Raw genomic sequence first — 23,040 nt, forward strand, 5'->3', positions numbered from 1 at the left:
CAAATATTGATTTGAAAAAATTTTTTAATAAATATTTCGCTAAATTTTAATGTTGTTTTTTAGATGATTTGAAGAAAGAGAAATAGTGTCACTCCTGAGGAAAGGGAGCGAATTCTCTAGAAACAATGTAGTTTATAGCCTTATTTGCAAATAAAATAGAAATATTTACATATTAAAATCAATTTTCTGAATTTTTAGATTTTAACAGAAGGAAAAATGCAAATTAAGTCGAATAAAATAATAATACTGGCAAATTTTAGTAGAGATCACAATGGATAATCATACTACTAAATTAAAAGTCTGCCTTTTAATTTGATTAGTTAATGTAAGATATGAACTTTTTCCATTAAAGCTTGAAAGGAAAATTACGATGAAACTGTATAAAAGTTTATTAGTTTCTACAGTATCTATATTTTTACTATTTAATAGTTTGGGTTTAACTGTACATGCTGAAGAAACTTATTATGATAGAGACACAATGGATAGTGTAGCGGATATGGCTAAACAGCCTCAAACCATTACAGGAAGTACAACTTATTTTAATCAAGATGATTATGCAATTTCAGGGGAAACAGATGTTACTGGTTATGAAGATATTAAAGTAAAAGAGGAAATGATCAATACTAGAGAATTAGTTCCAATAACTGAAATGAATAGGAGTGAACAAACTATTCCAGAGGCGCAATATAAGAAAGTCTCTTATATTGTAAAGGAAGATGTTTATCAAACTACTTATACATATTCTACCAATCAATCTTCTCAAGCATTCACAACTACAGATACTAAAAATAAACTAACTGCAAGAGATAGTAAAGGGAATGTTTACAATGTCGTCATAAATAAAGGGACGCTATTAACAAAAGTAAAAGATTTTTGGTATAAAGCATTTATTCATTATACAAATTATATTAAAAAAGCATATAAGAAAAAAGTAAAACAAGGTAAAAAGTATTTTTATATAACAAAACAAGTGTGGCTAAAACAAGATTTAGCTAAAACTGCTTATGTTGTTAGTGATTATCTTTTACCTGTTGTAAAAAAGGTGAAAATTGGTACAAAAGATGTCGTTAAATATAAATTGATTCCAGTAACTGTCGAAGTTCCCTCAAAAGAACAAGTACCATATACGATTCAGAAAGAGGTAGTTACTCCTCATACAAACTATATTCGATCAATTAATGGTCCAAAGATCGTCACTGAACAGTACTCTTATCAAAAATATGTTATCCAAAAAATTAATACAAATCACATTAGCTACAAATACTTACCAGCTGGTGAAGAGTATTCTACAGATGAAAAATTACAAAAATTATTTGATGTTATTGGCCGCTGGAAAATGTTATCAGAAAACGACTTATATTATATGCTTAACAGTGCAAATATAAAGTTTGAAATAGTCTATCTAAATTATTCCTCAAATCATGGAGGAGTAAGGAACAAGCTTAATGGAGAAAATTTAGACACTATCTATTATGATGCACCTGAAAAACTAATTAAGCTTGAAAATGGTGACTATATTAGCTATAAAGATATCATTTATTGCGCTCAATATATTGATACATTAAATAAAACGGATCTATATCATAATTATATAAAGATTAAAAAGGACAAAGTTTCAGAAGCGAAAAAATAAAGAGTAAAAGGCAATGTACTTAATCATTTTTTGTATGTTGCCTTTTTTATTTTTTGAAGGGATTAAATGACTTCATATTTTTTGCTTAGATTGGTAGGGTTACTTTTGTTCCAGTATATACCTCATTGAGAAGTGCTTTCTTTGCTTGAAGATCATTAATTTTGTTGTCCGTTAATTCTTGATATACTACTAAATCTTCGTTAGAAATGACATTTTCATTATAAAAGGTTACAAACTGCTTCTTTTTAGTTAGTAGGATTTGTATTTCTTTATCGATTCTCTCAATCTCTTTTAAGATTTGTCGCTTCTTAAAGTTTAGCTTATTTAAGATTGTATACATAAGGCTGTTTCTCCCTTCATTTTATTTTGCTTACTTATTTATCCCGCATTAACGGGCATTAAGACCCTCCCATTGATGGAAGTTTCACTTTATTCTGTGGAGAATAGTAAATTGTGTAGTGCTAATTATTCGTTAATGAAACATCAGTTTGAAGCAAATCATTTATGATGTTGTTCTTATCAATCAATAATTGTAAAAATATCTCACCAGAGAAGTTGTTTTCTTTTTTATATTCTTGTTCAATGGTTAATTTTTGGTCACTATTGGATGTTTTTTTTGTTTGAATAAGTGATGCAAAAACCCCTTTTTCGTCTTGGATAGTAAGAAACGGGTGTTGTGTTGATGGACTTCCCATGATCTCAAAAGTTACTTTTACAGAACTATCCGTTTCTTTAATGGATTGAATTGTGATTTTTTGGTCCTCTGTCCCTGACACATCAATTGGATAAGAATCATGATTACTGAATTGATATTGATTTATGGACTGACCAATGTTTTTAGAGGAATCTTCGGTTTTAATCATTCTTAAAATAAAATGGTCAGGTAAGCTGTTGATTTCAGGAAAAGAAACGATAAATTTTCCATTGTCTTTTAGAGTAGGGTACTTATAATCTTGGCTTAGTATGTTTCCCTTAAGATCAAATAAAGCTATTTTTGTGTTTAGTAAGGAAATAGATTCTTTTCCTGACTCGTCTTTTTGCGAGAGAACGATGTCAGTATGACCAGATTTAATTTTGACCTCTTCAACTGTTACAATGTTATTTCCGTTTTCCCATTTAGTTTGTTTATTTGGTTTATAGGATTTAGTTTCAGCAACTATTGATTGATGTACATTTGGGCCAATGAATGACCGTTCTCCTTGATTTTGAAATAGCCCATTTAAATTATATTGAAGTAGCATTGGGTCTGGAATATTTATTGTAAAATTCATATCTCGTTTTAAATTATTAAAGGTTCCATCGAAATCTCTAAAGATCATTGAAAAACTTTGATCTTTATCAGCCTGTTTAAGTTGTGGTTGAGAGTAAGAAGGGGAAGTTTTCTTTTCTTTTGTACTATTATGTAATGCTAAAGAATATCCAGTTGAATCAGAAATTTCATTTGAACGGACAGTAGGATTTTGTTTTTCAGAACTAGCTTCTATCTGCACTTTTTTGTCTTCTTTTATAGCTTCCTTTTTTACCCCATTATGGCTTGTGATTGGGAACAGTAAACTAGAACTAACAATTAGAGCCAATGCTGCAACGGCTGAAGAAGCCATTTTGATGAAGTTGGGAAAAGTCAGTTTCTTTTCTGGTAAGTTCATAGATTGAGATTGTTCTCGTAAGCTTTTTGTTTCTTCTATCTCAACCATATAAGGGACATTATTGGCGAATTCATACAAAGATTTAGGTGCTTTAATTTTATTTAAGGAATTATGGATATAATCTTTTGTTGATTTCATTTTATTTCACCAACTTTCTTAAATGGGAGAACGTTACTTTTATAAAGCGAATGTAATTTATTTCTAGCACGGAATAACTTTGTTTTTACAGCTCCTTCTGTCAAATTGACCAATAAAGAGATTTCTCTAATACTGAGATCCTGGTAGTAATATAGAATAATCAACACTCTATCCATATCCGGTAACGCTAAAATTTTCTCTAGTAGTCCAAGTTTTTCTTCTTTTTCTATGATGACTTCTAAAGGCAGGGAAGTTTGGTCTACTGTGTCAATTGTATCTACATATTCTGAATTTGTTCTTTCTTTGCTAGATCGCCTTACGATATCAAGAGAACGTGAAGTTACTAAAGAAAAGAACCAATTTTGAAATGATCGAAATTCCTTTCCAGCCATGATATTTTTATAGGATTCAAGCAAAGAATTTTGAACTGCATCTTCTGCGGACTCTTTTGATTTTAAAATACTAAAGGCAATTGCATACGCCTTTTGAATAAAAGGAGTAACAAGCTGCCCAAATGCTTGTTTATCGCCACTTCGACATTGGATGATTAGTTCTTGTGTATGATCCATTCTATACACCTCTTTTGCAAACCATTATGAAATGTCTTCTATAATAAGACGTATGAGTCCGTCATTTAGTTTCAGTTTTTTTGAAATTTTTTAGGAAAAAAGTAAAGTTATTAAGGAAAAGTGGACGTATCGAAAATCAGAGTGTAATGTTCCGTAACATTCTGAGAGTAATTAATGTGCAATATCACTCTTTCTAAGAAGATGAACGAAATTCCTTTTTTTAAGAACAAAAAAAATCGCTTGGAAAAAGTTAATTTCGAAGCGACAAAAAGCTCTGTTTAGTTATAAGGGGAATTTTGCTAATTGTTCACCCCAAGGTGCTAGTTCAGTTTCTATGAAACCAGCCTTTTCATAAGTAACTTTTGCAGCGATATTTGTTGGGTTATAACCAATCATAATATTAGGAATACTGGTTTTGTTCATGTGCTTTATTTTTTCAATAACACAATGAATAGCCTGCTTGCCGATTCCTTTTTCTTGATATTTTTCATCAATCATTAATCGATAAATCCAGTAGTTGTGATCGTCAGAATCAATCCCAAACATTGTAAATCCAACCATTTGGTTTTCAAGATAGATTCCCATTGCATAAAAGTCTTCTAAAAATTGACCCTCTGCTATGGAATAGAGATTAGAAGCGATAAATGGTTGTTGTTCTTTTTTTACTGATAAGGATATAGCTTCTTTCCAATTATCCTTGTCAATCGATCTCAATGTTATGTTCAACTGAAAAATCCTCCTCTAAATTTAGCTAACTTTTTAGGGTTTTCTATATATTTCAATCACTAGGATAAAAAAACCTTTTATTAAATTAGCTAAATTAAAAATGGAGGTGTTTGATAGAGAATTAGTTGTTGTTTAATTGATTTAAAAAGCGATCATGTAATCTAGAAAGGAATAGTAACGCTAAAATTGATCCAATTAAAGCAAGAGACATGTCCCACTGTGAATCCCAAAAATCTCCTTGGGTTCCTAAAAAGTCTTTCCCAAGTTTTGTTCCCTTTACTAGTTTTGCAACAACAAATTCGCCAATTTCATACAATGCAGCAATTGAAAGTGAAATACTTAAAGTAATACCAACTAACCATGATCCTCTAGTTAATGGTGTTTTCCGGATCAATATTTCTCTAATAACAATTGCTAACAATCCTTTAAGAAAATGTCCGAATCGATCATAGTTATTTCGATGTAAATGAAAATGATCTTTTATCCAATTAAAAAGAGGGACTTCTCCATATGTATAATGCCCTCCGATGAACATTAATATCGGGAGAAACGCTATGATTATATAGGAAAGAGTTGTGAAACGAAATTTATTGTATGTGGCAATGAAAATAATTAACACAATTAATGCAGGAGTAGATTCTAATGTCCAAATAAGGTATCCTGCTGGCTTAATTAAAGACCAAATTATAACAGCAATCACAATTAATAGTAAAAATAGATTAACGACTGAGCTATTCCATTTCATTTTATTTTATTCACTCCAAATAAAGATTCCTTTATTTAAAGTATTTGAAAAAAAGTTAATTTCATTCAAATTACTCGGTTAGATGTGAAAAAGAGATTAGAATTTGGCTGTGCTCATACTGCTTTAACAAAATCTTTTTTTAAACAACAAAATATAGAAAGAGCCTAGATTTTTCATCCAAGCCCTTTCAACGTAAAACTTATCTTTTTTTCTTTTTTTGTTCGATTGCAGTTAACTGAGTTTTTTTGACTACTTCTAATTCTACTTGGACATGAACGTGTTTGTCGTTAATTTCTTTGACACTTAAGACCTTTCCTTTTCTCCCTTTAATAGTTACTGGGTCCCCAACTGCAGGAGCACTGTTATGCAATTGATTTAGCAATTCAACATTCTTTTCAAGATAGTGAACAACAACCATATTTCATTCTCTCCCTTTTAAAATTAGTTGATGAACAGATAAGATTCAGAATCTGTTAATAAACACCTTATTTTAAAAGGGAAAATTTATGACCAAATTGATTGAATTTATGAAAGAATTCTTGTAAATAATTGAAGTTCAATTAAATGCTATACATAGTACACCAGCTGTAATGAGTCCAACACCTATTCCAGCTTGCAAATTAATTTTTTCATGTAGAATAACGAGTGCAAGAAGAATGGCGATTACAACACTTAGTTTATCAACAGGTGCAACTTGAGAAACTTTTCCTGTCTTTAGTGCGATAAAATAAAACAGCCAAGAACATGCTCCTGCAATTCCACTTAATGATATAAATAACACTGCTTTTCGATTAACTAAAACCTCTCCGATATGCCCAAGTTTTCCTTGTACCGTAATTACTCCAATCATAAACAGTGCCATAATGATTGACCGAATAGTGGTAGCGACGTTTGAGTCAATTCCATTTAATCCAATTTTTCCAAAAATCGATACGAATGCCGCACTTATTGCGGATAATAATGCAAATATCAGCCATGAGCTCATAAGAAACCTCCAATTAACCTTTATATTTACTAACTAAATTGTAAGATGTTTTGTTATCAAATTACATATAGAATATCTTTATTTTATGATTTTTGGTGAAATTAATTTATTTTAATTGATGGAATAGGAGAACGGTTGAATTAATCAGTAAAACGGCTGAATTAATACAAAGCCACTCAACATACAAATCATAGTTCTATAAGAATTCACCATTCTGCCAAAATGCTTGTGTATAAATTCTTTTTTTATTGAATAGTTTAAAGTGATATTCGATCCTTTATCCTTTTGATAATTTCGTATAGGTTTGTACTATTACGCACATACTTTTATTAGTAGTACCGTATTTTGTTTGTTTTGGGAATGTTTGTCACATGACATCAGTATATGAGACTACATACATAAGTAATCGAGTATTTTTGTATTAGATTCTCTCGTTATTAAAAGAAACACCCTTTTTGTTTACTAACACAACTAAATCACATAGCTTTTTATCTTAAAAACTTAGGGGGTATTTGTAATGGATATGGACAATGTCACACTTAGTAGATTACTCATTGCGATGACATTTGTTTTTCACATTATTTTTGCAACCATCGGGGTTGGAATTCCTGTGATGATTGCGATTGCTGAAGGATTGGGAATTTGGAAGAAGGATAATAACTACCTGTTGATGGCAAGACGATGGGCTCGAGGTTATACAATTACTGTTGCTGTTGGGGTTGTAACTGGAACGTGTCTTGGGTTACAGCTGTCCTTACTTTTTCCAAGCTTTATGAGGGTAGCAGGGCAAGCAATTAGTCTACCTCTATTTATGGAGACGTTTGCGTTCTTTTTTGAAGCAATTTTTCTTGGTATTTATTTATACACTTGGGATCGATTTAAAAAACGAACATCTCATTGGTTGTTTATCTTTCCGGTTATTATAGGAGCTAATTTATCTGCATTCTTTATTACAACAGTAAATGCTTTTATGAATACACCTCAAGGTTTTACGCTTAAGAATGGGGTAATTAAAACAATTGATCCAATTGCTGCAATGTTTAATCCTGCGACACCAGCTAAATCGATGCATGTCATTGTAACGGCTTATACAGCTTCAGCTCTGATTTTAGGGTCTATTGCTGCTGTCCAATACCTACGTGGAAAGAGAAGCGAGTACATAACAAAAAGTCTTCGTTTAGCGGTTACGATGGGATTGATTTTTGGAATATTAACGGGTATTACAGGCGATTTTTCTGCTAAATTTTTAGCCAAACATCAACCTGAAAAACTAGCAGCAATGGAATGGCATTTTAAGACAGAAAGAGGAGCACCGTTCATATTTTATGGAACTTTAAATAAAGATACGGAAGAAGTAAAGTATGCGATTAAAATACCTAAACTTCTTAGCTTTCTTTCTTTCTCAGACTTTAATGCAAAAGTGATCGGGTTAGATGAGTTTCCAAAAGATGAGACACCACCTTTGTATATTCACTATTTATTTGATGTGAAAATGACATTAGTTGGATTAATGCTTTTTATGGCATTTATTTATGTATTATGTTCGAGATTGAAAAAGGAATGGATGCATAATAAATGGCTATTAGTTGGCTTGTCCTGTGCTGGTCCATTTGCAATGGCCTCTATTGAACTCGGTTGGACCTTAGCTGAGGTTGGTAGGCAGCCATGGATTTTAAGAGGGTATATGAAAGTGGCGCAAGGGGCTACTACTGCTAGTGGTCTAGGTAGTATGTTCTGGTTATTCTTAGTCTTATATTTATTGTTAGCAATTTTCAGTATAGTTGTCATTCGAAAAATGTTTATACAGAATCCACCTGAAGATGAAATGAAATATCGCTTTAATAACATATAGAAGAAAAGGAGGAAGAGAGGTGAATATTCAATTATTAGGTATGATTGTTTTGTGGACTTTTCTATACGGCTATATTATCGTAGCATCGATTGACTTTGGAGCTGGATTTTTTGCTTATTATGGAAAAATGACAAAACAAGATCATGTTATTAATAATATCATTGACCGGTATTTAGCTCCTGTGTGGGAAGTAACCAATGTATTTTTTGTCTTTTTCTTTGTAGGTCTAATCGGTTTTTTTCCAAGTGTAGCTTACTATTTAGGAACAGCATTGCTAATTCCTGGAAGTATAGCGTTAGTCTTATTATCTATTCGTGGATCGTTTTATGCTTTTTCAAATTATGGGTCCAAGGACAATAAAGTCTATTTATTCTTGTATGGTGCAACTGGACTTTTAATTCCTGCCGCATTATGTACTGTCCTCACAATTTCTGGAGGAGGGTTTATTACAGAAAAGAATGGAGCCGTTCAGTTTTTAGCAGGTAAGCTTTTTTCAAGCTTATATTCGTGGAGTGTTGTCATTATTGCGATTATTTCCGTCTTATATATTAGCGCTACATTTTTAACCTATTATGCAAATCGCGCGAAAGATTATGGTGCACTTGCTATTCTAAGGCGCTATGCATTATTCTGGAGTATCCCAACTATCCTTGCAAGTTTTTTAGTATTTGTTGGATTACGTGATAATAATGTTCATTTCTATCAAAGAATTATTGATAAATATTGGTGGATGTTTGCTCTATCGCTAGTCTGTTTTATCGTAGCTTCTCTTCTGATATTATTTAAACGCAATTATGGAACGGCATTTATCTTTGTCATGCTACAATACTTCTTTGCTTTTTATGGTTACGGAGCGTCACATTTGCCATATATTTTGGATCCATATATTACAATCTATAGTGGATTTACAGTTCACACGGCAGCGGTTGCACTCGTTATCGTATTCATATTAGGTTTAGTATTGTTAATCCCGTCCCTTATCATATTAATGAGATTATTTTTATTCAACGCTGACTACATTCAGGGGAAAAAGTAATGAAGGATAAAGGACGATCTCACACGTCTGCTAAACAAGAAAAGAAGCTTGTAATCACATGTTTTATCGTGGCATTTATCGTATTGTTATCGATGATTGGAAAATTGTTTAGGTGATACGGTGCCGATGATACTGGTGCCTGTGCCTGTCACTTTTTAGAGTGTGAATAAAGTGTGGAAAAAGTCGAGGGTAACTCGACTTTTTATTTTGGAGTTTAATTAAAAAATCAGTCTGAGTTACTTTATATGAAAGGGTTTCAAAGTATAGAGCATTTTAAACTAAAAATATTCAATATTTAATCACAAACGAATTAAGGCAAAATTATATGGCATGAGCTCGGTTCAATACCGAAAATCATGCCAATATAAAGTTGCCGAAATATCATGTTTAACTTTTTTGGATTCAGCACATATTGATCAACGAAATGTACTGTTTTATTATCCTTTATGATTAAGAAGTAAAGAGGGAATCATCTCTACTAAGAGTGACCCCATTTTCTATAAATCAAATACACACCCATTCCTAAAACTAGCCAAACTAAAAATAAAATCCAAGTTGTAAGTGGTAAATTAATCATTAATCCAATACAGCAAATAAGTGTAATCAAAGGCAATATTGGAACAAACGGAACTTTAAATGATCTTTTCAGCTCTGGCTTGGTTTTACGAAGGATCATTAACGAAATTGTTACCATAATGAATGTCAATAATGCACTTATATTTACTAAGTTTGTTAATAGTTTTAAATCAATGAAACCTGCAAGAATGGCTCCAATCGTTCCAACAGCATAAGTTGAAAAGGTAGGTACATTTGATTGGGCATGTACTGATGAGAACTTTCTAGGAAGAAGCTGATCCCTACTCATTACGAAAAGTATTCGTGTAGAGGCATAAATACATGCAAGAATGACTGCTAACATTCCGATAATAGCCCCGAGTGAAATAATTTCTGAAACTAAGTTAGCTCCGGATATTTTAAGAACATATGCCATTGCGTCAGGAACGTTTAATTCCTTGAAAGGGACTACACCTGTCATAACTAGACATACTCCTATATATAACACGGTGGAAATTAATAAAGAAGCGATAATTCCAAATGCAAGATCACGCTGTGGATTTTTTACTTCTTCAGCAGATGTTGCAATTGCATCAAACCCAATAAATGAAAAGAAAACAGAAGCTGCTCCTGTTATTACGCCATGTATTCCAAATGGGAAAAATGGCGTCCAATTACTCGGCTTTACATAAAAAGAACCAACGACGATAAATAAAAAAATTACACATAATTTTACTAAAACCATTAAATTGTTAACTTTTTTACTTTCTTTTGTCCCTCTTGAAACAAGCCACGTAATGAGTAGAACGACACAAATGGCCGGTAAATTCATTATTCCACCTTTTCCAGGTATATTCGTCAAATTTTTAGGAATTGAAAGATTAAATAAGTCCAAGAAATTTCCGAAATAGGAAGTCCAACTATTTGCAACAGCTGCAACAGATAATAGATAAATGGACAATACACACCATCCAGTTAAAAAGGCTACAAACTCACCAATACTTACATATGTATACGTATAAATGCTCCCAGAGATTGGCAGAGCAGATCCGAGTTCTGCGTAACAAAGTGCTACAATCCCACAAATGATCCCGGCGAGTATAAATGAAAAAATAATAGAAGGTCCAGCATTTTTTGCAGCAACTATTCCTGTTAATACCATAATACCAGTGCCAATAATGGTGCCAATTCCCATGAGAGTTAAATCAAATGAGCCTAATGATTTCGTTCCGCTAGTATGGGTTAATAAATCAGATATTTCCTTTTTTTTAAATAAGTTGTCCATTTTAATACCTCGGAAAATGTTTAGTAGATTATCTATTAGTAGTATGTTCAAAAATAGAGATCTTAACTAAGAAGATTGGTAATAGTGGACAATTAATGAATAAAACCAAGGTATTCAACAGACAATATCTCTATTAACAAAGGTAAGGGAAATATGTGGAAAGCATAATACCTTTTAATTTTGTTATTGGAGGTGGTTTAAAGAATATGGCTCTTTTCTAAAAGATTGTTGCTTTTGAGATTTGAAACTTAAAGACAAAAGTTGATTACAATGGAAGGTGCGAGACTCCTGTGGGAATAGCGTGAAGGCTGAGACCCCGCAGGCTTGCCGAGGAGGCTAGCTCACGCCACGCGGAAAGGGAGCAACCTGGAGTTGTAATTAACTAACGCACTCTAAAATAACAACAAAAATAGAAAACAGTCAAAAATATTAGATAGAGAAAATGCCCTTAATACATAGTTAAAGCTTGAGAAAGTGAGTTACTAATCATGGGAAAATTTATGGATTCATTTAAAAAAATGTTCGCGCTAGACGATTCAGAAGGTGAGGAAATAAAAATGACAACCGTTTTATATATTACTGCTCATCCAAATGATGCTTCTACTTCTTATAGTATGGCTGTTGGAAAAGAGTTTATCGAAGCATATAAACAAAACCATCCAAATGATCAAGTTGTTCATATTGATTTGTATAAAGAAAGCATTCCACATATTGATGCAGATGTATTTTCAGGGTGGGGAAAACTTCAATCTGGTCAAGCGTTTGATAATCTTTCAGAGACTGAGAAAGCAAAGGTTGGTCGTTTAAATGAGCTTGTTAACCAATTCGTTGAAGCAGATAAGTATGTTTTTGTAACACCTTTGTGGAATTTCTCTTTTCCTCCAATTATGAAAGCATATATTGATTCAGTAAGTGTTGCAGGAAAAACATTTAAATACACTGACCAAGGTCCTCAAGGGTTATTGCCAAATAAGAAAGCTTTACACATCCAAGCTCGTGGTGGAGTTTATTCTGAAGGACCAGCTGCAAATCTAGAAATGGGGCATCGTTATTTAAGTGTTATCATGAGTTTCTTCGGTATTACTGATTTTAAAGGATTATTTGTTGAAGGTCATAATCAGTTCCAAGATAGAGCACAGGAAATTAAAGAGAAAGCAATCCAACAAGCGAAAGAAATGGCAAAAGATTTTTAATTTAAGCTTTATCCAAAAAAAGTCATTCCCGGTCAAAGGAATGGCTTTTTGTTTCGTCTTCTTTTTAATTTAATGTCGTTTTATGACGATTTCAGAATTATTAAAAAGAAAACAAAAGGATTATACTACTTTTTGTTGAATGTATTGTATAAAACTTGTTATGGAGTTAAAAAAATGCTGACAGAGAAACTACTTTTGCATGTACTTGTAAATATGGCACCTGTTTTGTTTTTTAGTATCTTACTAGATAAAAAGGGGATTAATAATCGTCCAGTCTTATTTGGTGTTTTACAAGGAATAGTAGGTGCTACATGTCTTTTTTTTTCATATAATAGCTCTGGATTGTTTTGGGATTTGCGATATGTTGCTTTAACGATTGCTGCACTTTATGGTGGGCCACTATCTGGTTTAATTACATTATTATTTTTACTTATAGCAAGGGCCATTCTTGGTGGGGATGCACTATATTTTGGTTTTGTTTCTTGTATACTTTCTTCAATTGGCCCAATTATTATGTCAAAATGGTTTTGGTGCTTTAGGAAAAAAGGTAGATTGTTAATAGCACTACTAATTGGATTATGGCCAATGATCGTCCAATTTACGATCTTGTTCTCTTATTTGTACTTTAAAGGAAATTCAGCATTGGGAATAGAAATAACAGTTCCATTGATTGGCGTATTTGTTTGTATCGAAATGGTTGCGATGATTTTAGTCGTCTTGTTGATTGAAACTGTTGTAGAAAAGGATTTAATGCAGCAAGAAATTCAACGAGCTGAAAAGCTAAATACAATTGGTGAGCTAGCAGCTTCTATTGCACATGAGGTTCGAAATCCTCTGACGGTCGTAAAAGGCTTTTTACAGCTCATGCAAAAAAGTGAAGAAAAAAAGGGATTGGAATATTTACCATTGGTATTGAGTGAATTAGGACGTGCGGAAGTCATCATTAATGATTTTTTAAATTTTGCAAAACCGCAATTAGATAAAGTTGAAGAATTTCCATTAGATAAACTTTTGATAGATATCGTAACGTTAATCGAACCATTAGCTGTAAAACAAAATGTTACGTTAATACAAGATATCAATTCGGAAGTGTCGATTGTAACTGATCGAAATCAATTAAAACAAGCATTACTGAATTTTGTTAAAAATGCAATTGAAGCAACAAGTGCAGAAGGAAAAGTAACGGTTTCAATGTTTGGTAAAAAGGATGAAGTAGAAATTATTATTAAAGATAACGGTAAAGGGATGACAAAAGAACAATTAGCACGTATTGGGACGCTATTTTATTCGACTAAAGAAAAAGGAACTGGGTTAGGAACTACAGTGTCTATTCGTATCATTGAAGCGATGGGTGGAACTGTTCAATTTGAGAGCGAACAAAATATAGGAACAATCGTAACAATAAAACTACCAGTAAATTCAACTTAAGAATTTTCCATAAGAGAATGAAAGAGCTATGTCGAGAATTTTTTGATGATTTAGCTCTTTTTCTTTTAAAGATATTTCATCTTCCTCTTTCGAAGCCTATAAATCTAGTACCTTGGAAGGTTAGTTTTCCGTTGTCTCCTTCACTCATTTGTCCGTATTGATACCCTTGAATAGTAAATTCGATTCGATCGCCACTCTCTACTTCAAATGTGACGAAATAACTGTTTGTCGTATGAATCGCATGATGATTGTTATGATTATGTTGATGATGATGAGTTTCTGTTCTTTTTGAAACAATCTTTGCTGGAACAATTAGCTCAGGCTGTTTGTTATTGAAATTCCATTGTTTTACTCCATGCAGAATATTTATGAAGATACCTATGAACGCGATGATGAATAGAATAGGGAATATGATAGATAAGACTGAAAATACATCAAAACCTGAATTTATTTCTGGCCCCATTAATCCACCTCCTAATAGTGTCTTACAATACATTTTATTGAATAGTTAGAAAATTTACTATACTTTTATAGTTAGAGAGTATATATTTAATAAAAAGATAGCGCTTTCATTTTATCTCATTTTTCATATGATATAGTAAGTCATTTTTCCCGCAATTACCGGCAGTAAAATCCCCATATTTGAAAAAAATGTGAAGGATAACTGCCCGAAAAATAACCATAAGCGGGAATGAAGAAAGCTCCCACTTATAGAAGTTTCACTTAAATGGAGGAAAAGAAATGGAAAGTAATCGCTTTGAAACAAAAGTTATTCATCATGGTTATGAAGCAGCTGAGCATAAAGGTAGTTTAGCAGCACCATTATATCAAACCTCAACATTTGTATTTGACTCTGCTGAACAAGGAGAGGCGCGTTTTGGTGGAATGGAGTCTGGCTTTATTTATTCACGATTAGGAAATCCAACAGTTAATATTCTAGAGCAAAAAATGGCCTTACTTGAAGAAGGTGAAGCAGGTTTAGCTTTTGGTTCTGGGATGGCTGCTGTTTCATCTGTGTTAATTTCATTAACAGGAGCTGGAGACCATATTCTTTGCTCTCAAGGAGTTTATGGTTGTACGTTTGGGTTATTGAATCTATTAGAAGAGAAATATTCAATTACACATGGTTTTAGTCATATGAATAATGAAGAAACCGTTCGGAAAGGAATTACACCAAAAACGAAGGTTATCTATGTTGAAACCCCTATTAATCCAACTATGCAATTAATTGATTTAGAAATGGTAAGTAAAGTTGCAAAAGAATATCAAATTCCGGTTGTTGTAGATAACACATTTTTATCACCTTACTTACAGAGACCACTTACACTAGGCTGTGACGTTGTTATACACAGTGCAACAAAATATATTTGTGGTCATGGTGATGTAATTGCGGGTATCGTTGTCGGGAAAGATGAATTCATCAAGAAAATGGCTTTGACAACCCAAAAGGATATTGGCGGAGTCATGGCACCGTTTGACGCATGGTTACTTATTCGGGGGTTAAAAACGCTACCTGTTCGGATGGAGCGCCATTGTGAAAATGCACTAAAAATAGCTACATCATTGAAAAATCATCCAAGCATAAAGAATGTCTATTATCCAGGAGACCCAGATCATCCTCAAAAGGAAATCGTTGAGAATCAGATGAAAAATGGCGGTGGAATTATATCGTTTGAACTGTATGGTGGTAAAGAAGAAGCCCAGCAATTTATGAATCGATTAAAACTCATAAAAATTGCGGTAAGCTTAGGGGATGCAGAGTCACTAATCCAACACCCTGCAACGATGACCCATAGTCCTGTTCCTAAAGAAATTAGAGAACAAATGGGTATCTCAGATTCTCTTCTTCGACTTTCAGTAGGATTAGAGCATTGGGAAGATGTATGGGATGATTTAGAAGCTGCGTTAAACCATAAATAAAAGTAATGAGAAGAAGGATAGGGAAGCAGATTGCATTCTGCTCACCTATCCTTCTTTTTTCTAGAAGCCCTCTCCAATTTTATCCACAATATATCCACACTTCAAATGTGACAGGCACCAATTTCGGTATAACGACACCATAATTTGCAAAGTATACATTTTGAGAGAAGTGCATTTCTATTTACCAAACTTTTTAAGTAAGGAGAATAATATGAGGAAAACAATTGCTGATTTACTGGTCGAGTCATTAGTTCAAGCGGGTGTGAAAAGAATTTATGGTATTGTTGGTGATTCTTTAAATGCTGTTTTAGATGCAATTAAAAATTCTAAAAAAATAGAGTGGATTGGTGTTAGACATGAGGAAGTAGCTGCTTTTGCGGCTGGTGCTGATGCTTTTCTAAGCGATAGTATTGCTGTTTGTGCAGGAAGCAGTGGACCTGGTAATCTCCATCTCATAAACGGATTGTATGATTGTCACCGAAGTCGTATTCCTGTTCTTGCGATTGCAGCCCATATTCCTAGCGGAGAAATAGGGAGCGATTACTTTCAACAAACTCGTCCAGAACAAATATTCAAGGATTGTAGTCACTTTTGTGAGACGGTTTCTACTCCAGAGCAAATGCCGCGTATGGTAACAATAGCTATGCAACATGCCATTTCACGTAAAGGGGTTTCTGTACTTGTTTTACCCGGAGACGTTGCCTCAGATGAGGATAAAGAAAAAGTTCCAGATCAGGTAATCCATGTTACGAATCCGTTAGTTAGACCATCTGATTCAGAGCTAGAACGGTTAGCAGAGTTCCTTAATAATGGAAAACGAGTCACATTACTTTGCGGTGCTGGCTGTGAAGGTGCTCATTCTCAGTTGATGGAGCTTTGTTCAAAATTAAAATCACCTATGGTCATTGCACTTAGAGGAAAAGAATTCCTTGAATACGACAATCCTTATTACGCTGGATTAACAGGTTTAATTGGCTATTCTTCAGGATATCATGCAATGATGGAATGCGATGTTTTATTGATGCTCGGTACGGACTTCCCTTATAGACAGTTCTATCCAAAGGATGCAATTATTTTGCAAGTGGATATAAGGGCAGAGCATTTAGGAAGAAGAGCATCCGTGACATATGGACTTTGTGGTGATGTAAAAGAAACGATTAAACATTTGTTACCTCTTTTAGAAGGAGAGAGGGAATCAAAGCATTTAGAAAAATATGTATCAGCTTATGAAAAGGTACGTGAAGGTTTAGATAGTTATGCAGTTGGTAAACCAGGACGTGTACCTATACATCCTCAGTATCTTACAAAGGTCGTAAGTGATCTTGCTGCTGAAGACGCTATATTTTCATGTGATGTAGGTACTCCTACACTTTGGGCTGCCCGATATTTACGCATGAACGGCAAAAGAAGACTTCTAGGTTCTTTTAATCATGGGACGATGGCCAATGCTTTACCTCAAGCGATTGGTGCGCAGTTTTCAAAACCGGAACGACAGATTATCGCATTATCTGGTGATGGGGGGCTGTCAATGCTAATGGGAGATTTATTGACACTCCATCAACATAAGTTACCTGTAAAAGTTATTGTCTTCAATAACAGCGCACTAAGTTTTGTTGAATTAGAAATGAAAGCGGCAGGTTATTTAGAATCGGGCACACATCTAGACAATCCAAACTTTGCAGAGGTAGCACAAGCAATGGGGATTGAAGGAATTCGTGTTGAGGATCCTGCTGATTTAGAGTCGGCCGTGCTCAGAGCGTTTAAACACAATGGACCATCCTTGATTGATGTCGTAGTAAATCGTCAAGAATTAGCAATGCCACCAAAAGTAAGTATAGAACAAGCTCAAGGTTTCTCATTATGGACACTTAAAGCTGTATTGAATGGTCATGCGAGTGACGTGATTGACCTTGCAAAGACGAATTTAATGGATAAATTCCATTTTTGAATCTACTTACCTGTAGTTAAGACCAAAAGAGTTGCCTCGGCAGCTCTTTTATTTTTTTTTTAAAATAGCAGGATAGTGAAAGTAGCAGGTTGAATAAATTTATAAATTAATAAAAAAGTGTTAAAAAACATTAACTAGTTAACGACGATTTTACGTAAAAGGGGAAGAGGCAGATATGAAAGTAGGTTTTTTAGGACCAGAAGCAACATTTACTCATGTGGCAGTTCAATCATTTTTTGAGAAGGAAGAACATCTAGCCTATACAAGTATTCCTGCATGTATGGATGGCCTAGCTGAAGGTGAAGTAGATCTAGCAGTTGTTCCAATCGAAAATTCAGTGGAAGGTTCTGTTCCAATCACGATTGATTATTTAGTGCATGAGCAACCACTTCAAATTGTTGGGGAAATCATAATGCCAATCCGTCAGCATTTAATCGTTTCAAAAAAGAATGCTGAAAAATGGAAAGATGCAAAGGTCATTTATTCACATTCACATGCGCTCGCACAATGTCATCCATTTTTACATGAGCATTTTAAATCGACTAGACTTGAACCAATGACGTCAACAAGTGCAGCGGCAAAGTTTGTTAGTGAAAATGAACATGAAAATATAGCAGCAATTGCAAATGAATATGCAGCTAAAGCATATGGTTTACATATTGCAGTTTCAGATATTCATTCAAATACATACAATCGTACGAAATTTGTCATCCTTCAGAGGGAAAATACTGCGAAAGAGTACGGTCTATTAAAAAAGGAAAATCAAAAATCAACATTTGTTGTGATGATGCCAGAAAATAAAGCAGGGGCGCTACATCAAGTATTATCAGCGTTTGCCTGGAGAAAAATAGATCTTTCAAAAATTGAGTCGAGACCAATGAAAACTGGATTAGGGAATTATTTTTTCATTATTGATGTTGAAATGGGATATGATGAAGTACTACTCCCAGGAGTGAAACAGGAGCTTGAAGCGCTTGGGTTTACTGTTAAAATAATTGGTAGCTATTCGACATACAGTAAGTAAGGGGACAGGGAAACAAGGGAAATAGGGAACAAGGAAAAAAGGAAAGACAGGGAAAAGGAAAATAAGGGAAAAGGCAATTCCTCGGAATCAATGACGAGGATTGCCTTTCTAGTTTATAGTGAACTAATTTAGTTTGAATTTTTTTAAGCGGTATTGTAGGTTTTGTCTGCTAAGGCCAAGTTCTTTTGCTGCGCGTGTGATATTTCCATTATGATTTTCAAGTACTTGAAGAATATATTCTTTTTCCATCTCTTGTACTTTTTCTTTTAATTGGCCTTTATTCTGTTTTTCATTTGAGATTTGATCATCCACTAGTTGCACGTCAAGAGTTTGAATATGTGTTGTTTGATAAATTTGATTTGAGAAGCGGGTTGGTAAGTGAAAAGAAGTAATCATCTTCTCGTCTTCTATTAAATTCATTGCTCCCTCAATCATATGCTCTAATTCACGCACATTCCCTGGCCAAGTATGAGTTAAAAAGAAATCCGTCACTTGGTCATCTAATCTTTCTACTGAGAGACCAAAACGGCTATTATATTTATTCAGAAAATAAGCAGATAATAGGAAAATATCGTTTTTTCGTTCTCTTAGTGGAGGTAAAAATAATGTGACAACACTTAATCGGTAATAAAGGTCTTTTCGTAGACGATTATTGGCAATTGCTTCAATTGGGTCTTCATTAATCGTTGCAATGACCCTAACATCTAATTCTTTTTCAACAAAATCTCCAATTCGTCTTACCTTTTGATCCTGAAGCACACGTAATAATTTCGCTTGAAGAGTAGGATTAAGTGAGTTAATTTCATCAAGGAGGATTGTTCCCCCGTTTGCTTCCTCAAACAGACCTGGTTTATCAATTGCTCCTGTAAATGCCCCTTTTTTTGTACCAAATAAGATACTTTCAATGAGTGAGTCAGGAATAGCTGCACAATTTTGTGAAATAAATGGTTTGTTCGAACGCTTGCTTTCATGATGAATACTCTGAGCGAATAACTCTTTTCCTGTACCAGTTTCTCCGACAATTAAGACAGAAGAAGAAGTTTTAGCTGAGCGTTTTGCTTCTTCAATCACTGATTTAATCGCAATGGATTCTCCAATAATTTGATCAAATGTAAAATGTGTATTTCGTTGTTGATTCAGATCATTCTTCATCAGCTGATTTATTTTTGATACATCGTTTACAATTTCGATTGCTCCAACAATTTGACCATTCTTAATAATTGGTAGGGTGTCATTAATGGTCGTTACTTCTTTTCCTTTATTATTAAAATAAGTTTGTTTTATATGTTTACGAGTTTTCCCGTATTTTAAGGCTTCTAGCAAAGTACTGTGCTGATTCTCTTTAAATGTGAACACGTCTAATAAATTTTTGTGTAATACATCCTCTTGATTCATTGATTCAATTTCCATCATTTTATGATTGTAAATGACAGTTTTTCCATCTAGATTAATGACATGAATTCCAATATCTATTTCATCTAAAATAATTTGTAGTAAATCATCTGTTAAGTGTAGATCATTCAGTTTGTTTCCCATAGGTTATTTCTCCCTATTATCAAATTGTAAACTTCCCTATGCAAATATTTTAAACGTTTTTTGCACTTTGGCGCAAAATATTTTTGCGTAAAGGGCAAAAATATTTCTACAAATGTATATTTCTATTAGAATTTCATTTTGGCACGGTTCTTGCTTAATAATAAGTAAGATAGTAAATTACTATGTTTCATACAATAGGGGGAGAATTTTCATGACAACAACATCAGAACGTATTATTGAACAAACAAATTTATACGGTGCAAAAAACTATCATCCACTACCAGTTGTTATTTCAAAAGCAGAGGGTATTTGGGTATATGATCCAGAAGGTAACCGTTATTTAGATATGCTAAGTGCTTATTCATCTGTTAACCAAGGTCATAGACATCCTAAAATTATCCAAGCATTAAAAGACCAAGCAGATTTAGTTACACTTACTTCACGTGCATTTTACAGTGAAAACATGGGTGAGTTTTATAAAAGAGTAGCTGATATTACAGGTAAAGATATGATTTTACCAATGAATACAGGAGCGGAAGCTGTAGAAACTGCATTAAAAGCAGCTAGAAGATGGGCATATGATGTAAAAGGTGTAGAAGACGATCAAGCAGAAATTATTGCGTGTATTGGTAACTTCCATGGACGTACAATGGGAGCAATTTCTCTATCATCTGAAGCAGATTACAAACGTGGGTTTGGACCATTTTTACCAGGTATTAAACTAGTTCCATTCGGTGATATCGAAGCACTTAAGAAAGCGATTACAAAAAATACTGCAGCATTTATATTTGAACCAATTCAAGGTGAAGCAGGAATTAATATTCCTAAAGATGGCTATTTACGTGAAGTTGAAGCTTTATGTAAAGAAGAAAATGTTTTAGTTATTGCTGATGAAATCCAAACAGGTCTTGGACGTACTGGAAAAATGTTTGCATGTGATTGGGAAGGCTTAACACCTGACATGTATATCTTAGGAAAAGCGCTTGGTGGCGGTGTATTTCCAATTTCATGTGTGGTAGCAGACCACTCAATCTTAAATGTATTTGAGCCAGGTTCTCACGGTTCTACTTTTGGTGGAAATCCATTAGCTTGTGCTGTATCTGTTGCTGCACTTGATGTAATTAAAGAAGAACGTTTAGCTGAAAGATCAATGGAACTTGGTGAATACTTTGTTGCAAGATTAAAAGAAATTAACCATCCTCATATTAAAACAGTAAGAGGAAGAGGATTATTTATTGGGGTAGAGTTAAATGTACCTGCTCGAGTTTATTGTGAAGCGTTGAAAAAACAAGGCTTATTATGTAAAGAAACACATGATACAGTTATTCGTTTTGCACCACCATTAATCATTGAAAAAGAAGAGTTAGATTGGGCAATCGAACAAATCTTTGCAGTGTTTAATGAACAAAAAGTAACTATCTAATTAGAGGGTGAAATTCATGAGTACAATCGGAACAGTGGATAAAAAAGAAGCTATAAAAGCAGAGGGAAAAGAGCTAATTACCTCTACTCAATTAATTATTCAAGAAGCGATCGAAAAACTAGGATACTCAGCTGAAATGTATGAGCTGTTGAAAGAACCATTACGTCTTTTAACTGTTCGAATTCCAGTGAAAATGGATGATGGATCTACAAAAATTTTCACAGGCTATCGTTCACAACACAATGATGCTGTAGGTCCTTCAAAAGGTGGCATTCGTTTTCATCCAGAGGTTAATGAAGATGAAGTAAAAGCTCTTTCAATGTGGATGAGTTTAAAATGCGGCATTGTTGACTTACCTTATGGTGGAGGAAAGGGAGGCATTATTTGCGACCCTAAATCAATGTCAACAAATGAGCTTGAAAGACTTAGTCGTGGATATGTTCGTGCAATTAGCCAAATTGTTGGACCGACAAAAGACATTCCAGCTCCAGATGTTTACACAAATCCACAAATTATGGCATGGATGATGGATGAATATAGCAGAATCCAAGAATTTGATTCTCCTGGTTTTATTACTGGGAAGCCAATCGTACTTGGTGGATCACAAGGACGTGAAACTGCTACTGCTCAAGGTGTAACAATCTGTATTGAAGAAGCGGCTAAGCGAGAAGGAATTACCCTTCAAGGAGCAAGAGTAATTATTCAAGGCTTCGGAAATGCTGGTAGCTTTTTAGCAAAATTCATGGTTGAAGCAGGTGCATTAGTAATTGGTATTTCTGATGCTCATGGTGCACTTTATAATCCAAAAGGTTTAGATATTAACGATCTATTAGACAGACGTGATAGCTTTGGAACAATTACGCCACAATTCACAAATGTCATTTCAAATAAGGAATTACTAGAAAAAGAATGTGATATTTTAGTTCCAGCAGCAATTTCGAATCAAATTACAAAAGAAAATGCTGCGAATATTAAAGCAAAAATTGTTGTTGAAGCTGCAAACGGACCAACAACATTAGAGGCTACGAAAATATTAACAGAACGTGGCATTTTACTAGTTCCAGATGTTCTTGCGAGTGCTGGAGGAGTATCTGTTTCTTACTTTGAATGGGTACAAAATAATCAAGGATATTATTGGACAGAAGAAGAAGTAGCAGAAAAATTACGTATGAAAATGGTTGTTTCTTTTGAAAGTGTTTATTCAACGTCTAAAAATCGTAATGTAAATATGCGACTTGCTGCTTATATGGTCGGAATTAAGAAAATGGCAGAAGCTTCACGTTTTAGAGGATGGGTGTAAAATTATTTTAATATTAAAGAATTATCGGTAAAATTTAACAAAACATATTTTTCGCACAACTCTTTATTTTCTGTTATTATATTGTTAGAATGTAAACT

At 33.7% G+C, this 23,040-nt stretch carries 21 protein-coding genes; 11 read left to right on the top strand and 10 right to left on the bottom strand.

What is annotated here, in order from left to right; translation table 11 throughout:
* The first annotated feature begins 370 nt into the window (after window positions 1-370).
* Window positions 371-1,633 carry a hypothetical protein gene (locus J5Y03_RS12670; RefSeq protein ID WP_209406216.1) on the top strand — a complete coding sequence of 421 codons (1,263 nt, stop codon included), beginning with the start codon at window positions 371-373 and terminating at the stop codon, window positions 1,631-1,633.
* Window positions 1,634-1,718: 85 nt separating this feature from the next.
* Here the strand turns inward: J5Y03_RS12670 and J5Y03_RS12675 are convergent, their stop codons facing one another.
* The 7 genes from J5Y03_RS12675 to J5Y03_RS12705 form a co-directional block, all read right to left on the bottom strand.
* On the bottom strand, window positions 1,719-1,973 hold the full coding sequence (locus tag J5Y03_RS12675; protein ID WP_209406218.1) for a hypothetical protein: 255 nt from the start codon (window positions 1,971-1,973) through the stop codon (window positions 1,719-1,721).
* A gap of 121 nt (window positions 1,974-2,094) precedes the next feature.
* The gene (locus J5Y03_RS12680; protein ID WP_209406220.1) at window positions 2,095-3,417 is read right to left on the bottom strand and encodes a hypothetical protein; all 1,323 of its coding nucleotides are present in this window, start codon (window positions 3,415-3,417) and stop codon (window positions 2,095-2,097) included.
* Window positions 3,414-3,986 (bottom strand): RNA polymerase sigma factor, encoded by a 573-nt coding sequence (locus J5Y03_RS12685; RefSeq protein WP_209406222.1) that lies wholly within the window; start codon window positions 3,984-3,986, stop codon window positions 3,414-3,416. The genes J5Y03_RS12680 and J5Y03_RS12685 overlap by 4 nt, the downstream gene beginning before the upstream one ends.
* A gap of 282 nt (window positions 3,987-4,268) precedes the next feature.
* Window positions 4,269-4,712, bottom strand: a complete 444-nt coding sequence (locus tag J5Y03_RS12690; RefSeq protein WP_209406224.1) for a GNAT family N-acetyltransferase — start codon at window positions 4,710-4,712, stop codon at window positions 4,269-4,271.
* A gap of 121 nt (window positions 4,713-4,833) precedes the next feature.
* On the bottom strand, window positions 4,834-5,457 hold the full coding sequence (locus tag J5Y03_RS12695) for a DUF2238 domain-containing protein (RefSeq protein WP_209406226.1): 624 nt from the start codon (window positions 5,455-5,457) through the stop codon (window positions 4,834-4,836).
* 199 nt (window positions 5,458-5,656) lie between these two features.
* A complete protein-coding gene (locus J5Y03_RS12700; RefSeq protein WP_209406228.1) occupies window positions 5,657-5,875 on the bottom strand; it encodes a hypothetical protein in 219 nt (72 codons plus the stop codon).
* A 138-nt stretch (window positions 5,876-6,013) separates the two neighbouring features.
* On the bottom strand, window positions 6,014-6,442 hold the full coding sequence (locus J5Y03_RS12705; RefSeq protein ID WP_209406230.1) for an EamA family transporter: 429 nt from the start codon (window positions 6,440-6,442) through the stop codon (window positions 6,014-6,016).
* Window positions 6,443-6,959: 517 nt separating this feature from the next.
* Between J5Y03_RS12705 and J5Y03_RS12710 the strand changes: the two genes are divergently transcribed.
* The 3 genes from J5Y03_RS12710 to J5Y03_RS20195 all read left to right on the top strand — a co-directional run bounded on the left by J5Y03_RS12710 (window position 6,960) and on the right by J5Y03_RS20195 (window position 9,780).
* The gene (locus tag J5Y03_RS12710; protein WP_209406232.1) at window positions 6,960-8,294 is read left to right on the top strand and encodes a cytochrome ubiquinol oxidase subunit I; all 1,335 of its coding nucleotides are present in this window, start codon (window positions 6,960-6,962) and stop codon (window positions 8,292-8,294) included.
* A 19-nt stretch (window positions 8,295-8,313) separates the two neighbouring features.
* Window positions 8,314-9,330 carry a cytochrome d ubiquinol oxidase subunit II gene (locus tag J5Y03_RS12715; protein WP_209406234.1) on the top strand — a complete coding sequence of 339 codons (1,017 nt, stop codon included), beginning with the start codon at window positions 8,314-8,316 and terminating at the stop codon, window positions 9,328-9,330.
* Window positions 9,331-9,621: 291 nt separating this feature from the next.
* Window positions 9,622-9,780 (top strand): IS3 family transposase, encoded by a 159-nt coding sequence (locus J5Y03_RS20195; RefSeq protein WP_407648432.1) that lies wholly within the window; start codon window positions 9,622-9,624, stop codon window positions 9,778-9,780.
* Window positions 9,781-9,808: 28 nt separating this feature from the next.
* On the opposite strand, the gene J5Y03_RS12720 is transcribed toward J5Y03_RS20195, so the two are convergent.
* Window positions 9,809-11,170, bottom strand: coding sequence for an amino acid permease (locus tag J5Y03_RS12720; protein ID WP_209406236.1), 1,362 nt, complete (start codon window positions 11,168-11,170; stop codon window positions 9,809-9,811).
* Window positions 11,171-11,727: 557 nt separating this feature from the next.
* Here J5Y03_RS12720 and J5Y03_RS12725 point away from each other — a divergent pair.
* The gene (locus tag J5Y03_RS12725; RefSeq protein WP_209406421.1) at window positions 11,728-12,363 is read left to right on the top strand and encodes an FMN-dependent NADH-azoreductase; all 636 of its coding nucleotides are present in this window, start codon (window positions 11,728-11,730) and stop codon (window positions 12,361-12,363) included.
* A 174-nt stretch (window positions 12,364-12,537) separates the two neighbouring features.
* The gene (locus tag J5Y03_RS12730) at window positions 12,538-13,791 is read left to right on the top strand and encodes an ATP-binding protein (protein ID WP_209406238.1); all 1,254 of its coding nucleotides are present in this window, start codon (window positions 12,538-12,540) and stop codon (window positions 13,789-13,791) included.
* 76 nt (window positions 13,792-13,867) lie between these two features.
* Here the strand turns inward: J5Y03_RS12730 and J5Y03_RS12735 are convergent, their stop codons facing one another.
* Entirely contained in the window at window positions 13,868-14,254 is a 387-nt protein-coding gene (locus J5Y03_RS12735) for a DUF2500 domain-containing protein (protein ID WP_209406240.1), read from the bottom strand.
* A gap of 278 nt (window positions 14,255-14,532) precedes the next feature.
* Between J5Y03_RS12735 and megL the strand changes: the two genes are divergently transcribed.
* From megL to pheA, 3 genes are all read left to right on the top strand, one after another.
* Window positions 14,533-15,711 carry a methionine gamma-lyase gene (megL, locus tag J5Y03_RS12740; protein WP_209406242.1) on the top strand — a complete coding sequence of 393 codons (1,179 nt, stop codon included), beginning with the start codon at window positions 14,533-14,535 and terminating at the stop codon, window positions 15,709-15,711.
* Between the two features lie 211 nt (window positions 15,712-15,922).
* Complete coding sequence (poxB, locus tag J5Y03_RS12745) at window positions 15,923-17,659, top strand: ubiquinone-dependent pyruvate dehydrogenase (protein WP_209406245.1); 1,737 nt, start codon at window positions 15,923-15,925, stop codon at window positions 17,657-17,659.
* Window positions 17,660-17,834: 175 nt separating this feature from the next.
* The gene (pheA, locus tag J5Y03_RS12750) at window positions 17,835-18,683 is read left to right on the top strand and encodes a prephenate dehydratase (protein WP_209406247.1); all 849 of its coding nucleotides are present in this window, start codon (window positions 17,835-17,837) and stop codon (window positions 18,681-18,683) included.
* A 123-nt stretch (window positions 18,684-18,806) separates the two neighbouring features.
* On the opposite strand, the gene J5Y03_RS12755 is transcribed toward pheA, so the two are convergent.
* Complete coding sequence (locus J5Y03_RS12755) at window positions 18,807-20,219, bottom strand: sigma-54 interaction domain-containing protein (RefSeq protein WP_209406249.1); 1,413 nt, start codon at window positions 20,217-20,219, stop codon at window positions 18,807-18,809.
* A gap of 211 nt (window positions 20,220-20,430) precedes the next feature.
* On the opposite strand from J5Y03_RS12755, the gene J5Y03_RS12760 reads away from it, so the two are divergent.
* Window positions 20,431-21,642, top strand: a complete 1,212-nt coding sequence (locus J5Y03_RS12760; RefSeq protein ID WP_209406251.1) for an ornithine--oxo-acid transaminase — start codon at window positions 20,431-20,433, stop codon at window positions 21,640-21,642.
* A 16-nt stretch (window positions 21,643-21,658) separates the two neighbouring features.
* Window positions 21,659-22,942 carry a Glu/Leu/Phe/Val family dehydrogenase gene (locus J5Y03_RS12765; RefSeq protein ID WP_209406253.1) on the top strand — a complete coding sequence of 428 codons (1,284 nt, stop codon included), beginning with the start codon at window positions 21,659-21,661 and terminating at the stop codon, window positions 22,940-22,942.
* Window positions 22,943-23,040: the final 98 nt, after the last annotated feature.

Origin of the sequence: Gottfriedia endophytica (assembly GCF_017814275.1) — a bacterium.
In the GTDB taxonomy this organism is placed as follows: Bacteria; Bacillota; Bacilli; order Bacillales; family Bacillaceae_G; genus Gottfriedia; species Gottfriedia endophytica.

Bases quoted from the DNA above. Each gene is read 5' to 3' on its own strand.
- J5Y03_RS12670 (WP_209406216.1), top strand. From the start codon at position 371: ATGAAACTGTATAAAAGTTTATTAGTTTCTACAGTATCTATATTTTTA.
- J5Y03_RS12675 (WP_209406218.1), bottom strand. From the start codon at position 1,973: ATGTATACAATCTTAAATAAGCTAAACTTTAAGAAGCGACAAATCTTA.
- J5Y03_RS12680 (WP_209406220.1), bottom strand. From the start codon at position 3,417: ATGAAATCAACAAAAGATTATATCCATAATTCCTTAAATAAAATTAAA.
- J5Y03_RS12685 (WP_209406222.1), bottom strand. From the start codon at position 3,986: ATGGATCATACACAAGAACTAATCATCCAATGTCGAAGTGGCGATAAA.
- J5Y03_RS12695 (WP_209406226.1), bottom strand. From the start codon at position 5,457: ATGAAATGGAATAGCTCAGTCGTTAATCTATTTTTACTATTAATTGTG.
- J5Y03_RS12700 (WP_209406228.1), bottom strand. From the start codon at position 5,875: ATGGTTGTTGTTCACTATCTTGAAAAGAATGTTGAATTGCTAAATCAA.
- J5Y03_RS12705 (WP_209406230.1), bottom strand. From the start codon at position 6,442: ATGAGCTCATGGCTGATATTTGCATTATTATCCGCAATAAGTGCGGCA.
- J5Y03_RS12710 (WP_209406232.1), top strand. From the start codon at position 6,960: ATGGATATGGACAATGTCACACTTAGTAGATTACTCATTGCGATGACA.
- J5Y03_RS12720 (WP_209406236.1), bottom strand. From the start codon at position 11,170: ATGGACAACTTATTTAAAAAAAAGGAAATATCTGATTTATTAACCCAT.
- J5Y03_RS12725 (WP_209406421.1), top strand. From the start codon at position 11,728: ATGACAACCGTTTTATATATTACTGCTCATCCAAATGATGCTTCTACT.
- J5Y03_RS12730 (WP_209406238.1), top strand. From the start codon at position 12,538: ATGCTGACAGAGAAACTACTTTTGCATGTACTTGTAAATATGGCACCT.
- J5Y03_RS12735 (WP_209406240.1), bottom strand. From the start codon at position 14,254: ATGGGGCCAGAAATAAATTCAGGTTTTGATGTATTTTCAGTCTTATCT.
- megL (WP_209406242.1), top strand. From the start codon at position 14,533: ATGGAAAGTAATCGCTTTGAAACAAAAGTTATTCATCATGGTTATGAA.
- poxB (WP_209406245.1), top strand. From the start codon at position 15,923: ATGAGGAAAACAATTGCTGATTTACTGGTCGAGTCATTAGTTCAAGCG.
- pheA (WP_209406247.1), top strand. From the start codon at position 17,835: ATGAAAGTAGGTTTTTTAGGACCAGAAGCAACATTTACTCATGTGGCA.
- J5Y03_RS12755 (WP_209406249.1), bottom strand. From the start codon at position 20,219: ATGGGAAACAAACTGAATGATCTACACTTAACAGATGATTTACTACAA.
- J5Y03_RS12760 (WP_209406251.1), top strand. From the start codon at position 20,431: ATGACAACAACATCAGAACGTATTATTGAACAAACAAATTTATACGGT.
- J5Y03_RS12765 (WP_209406253.1), top strand. From the start codon at position 21,659: ATGAGTACAATCGGAACAGTGGATAAAAAAGAAGCTATAAAAGCAGAG.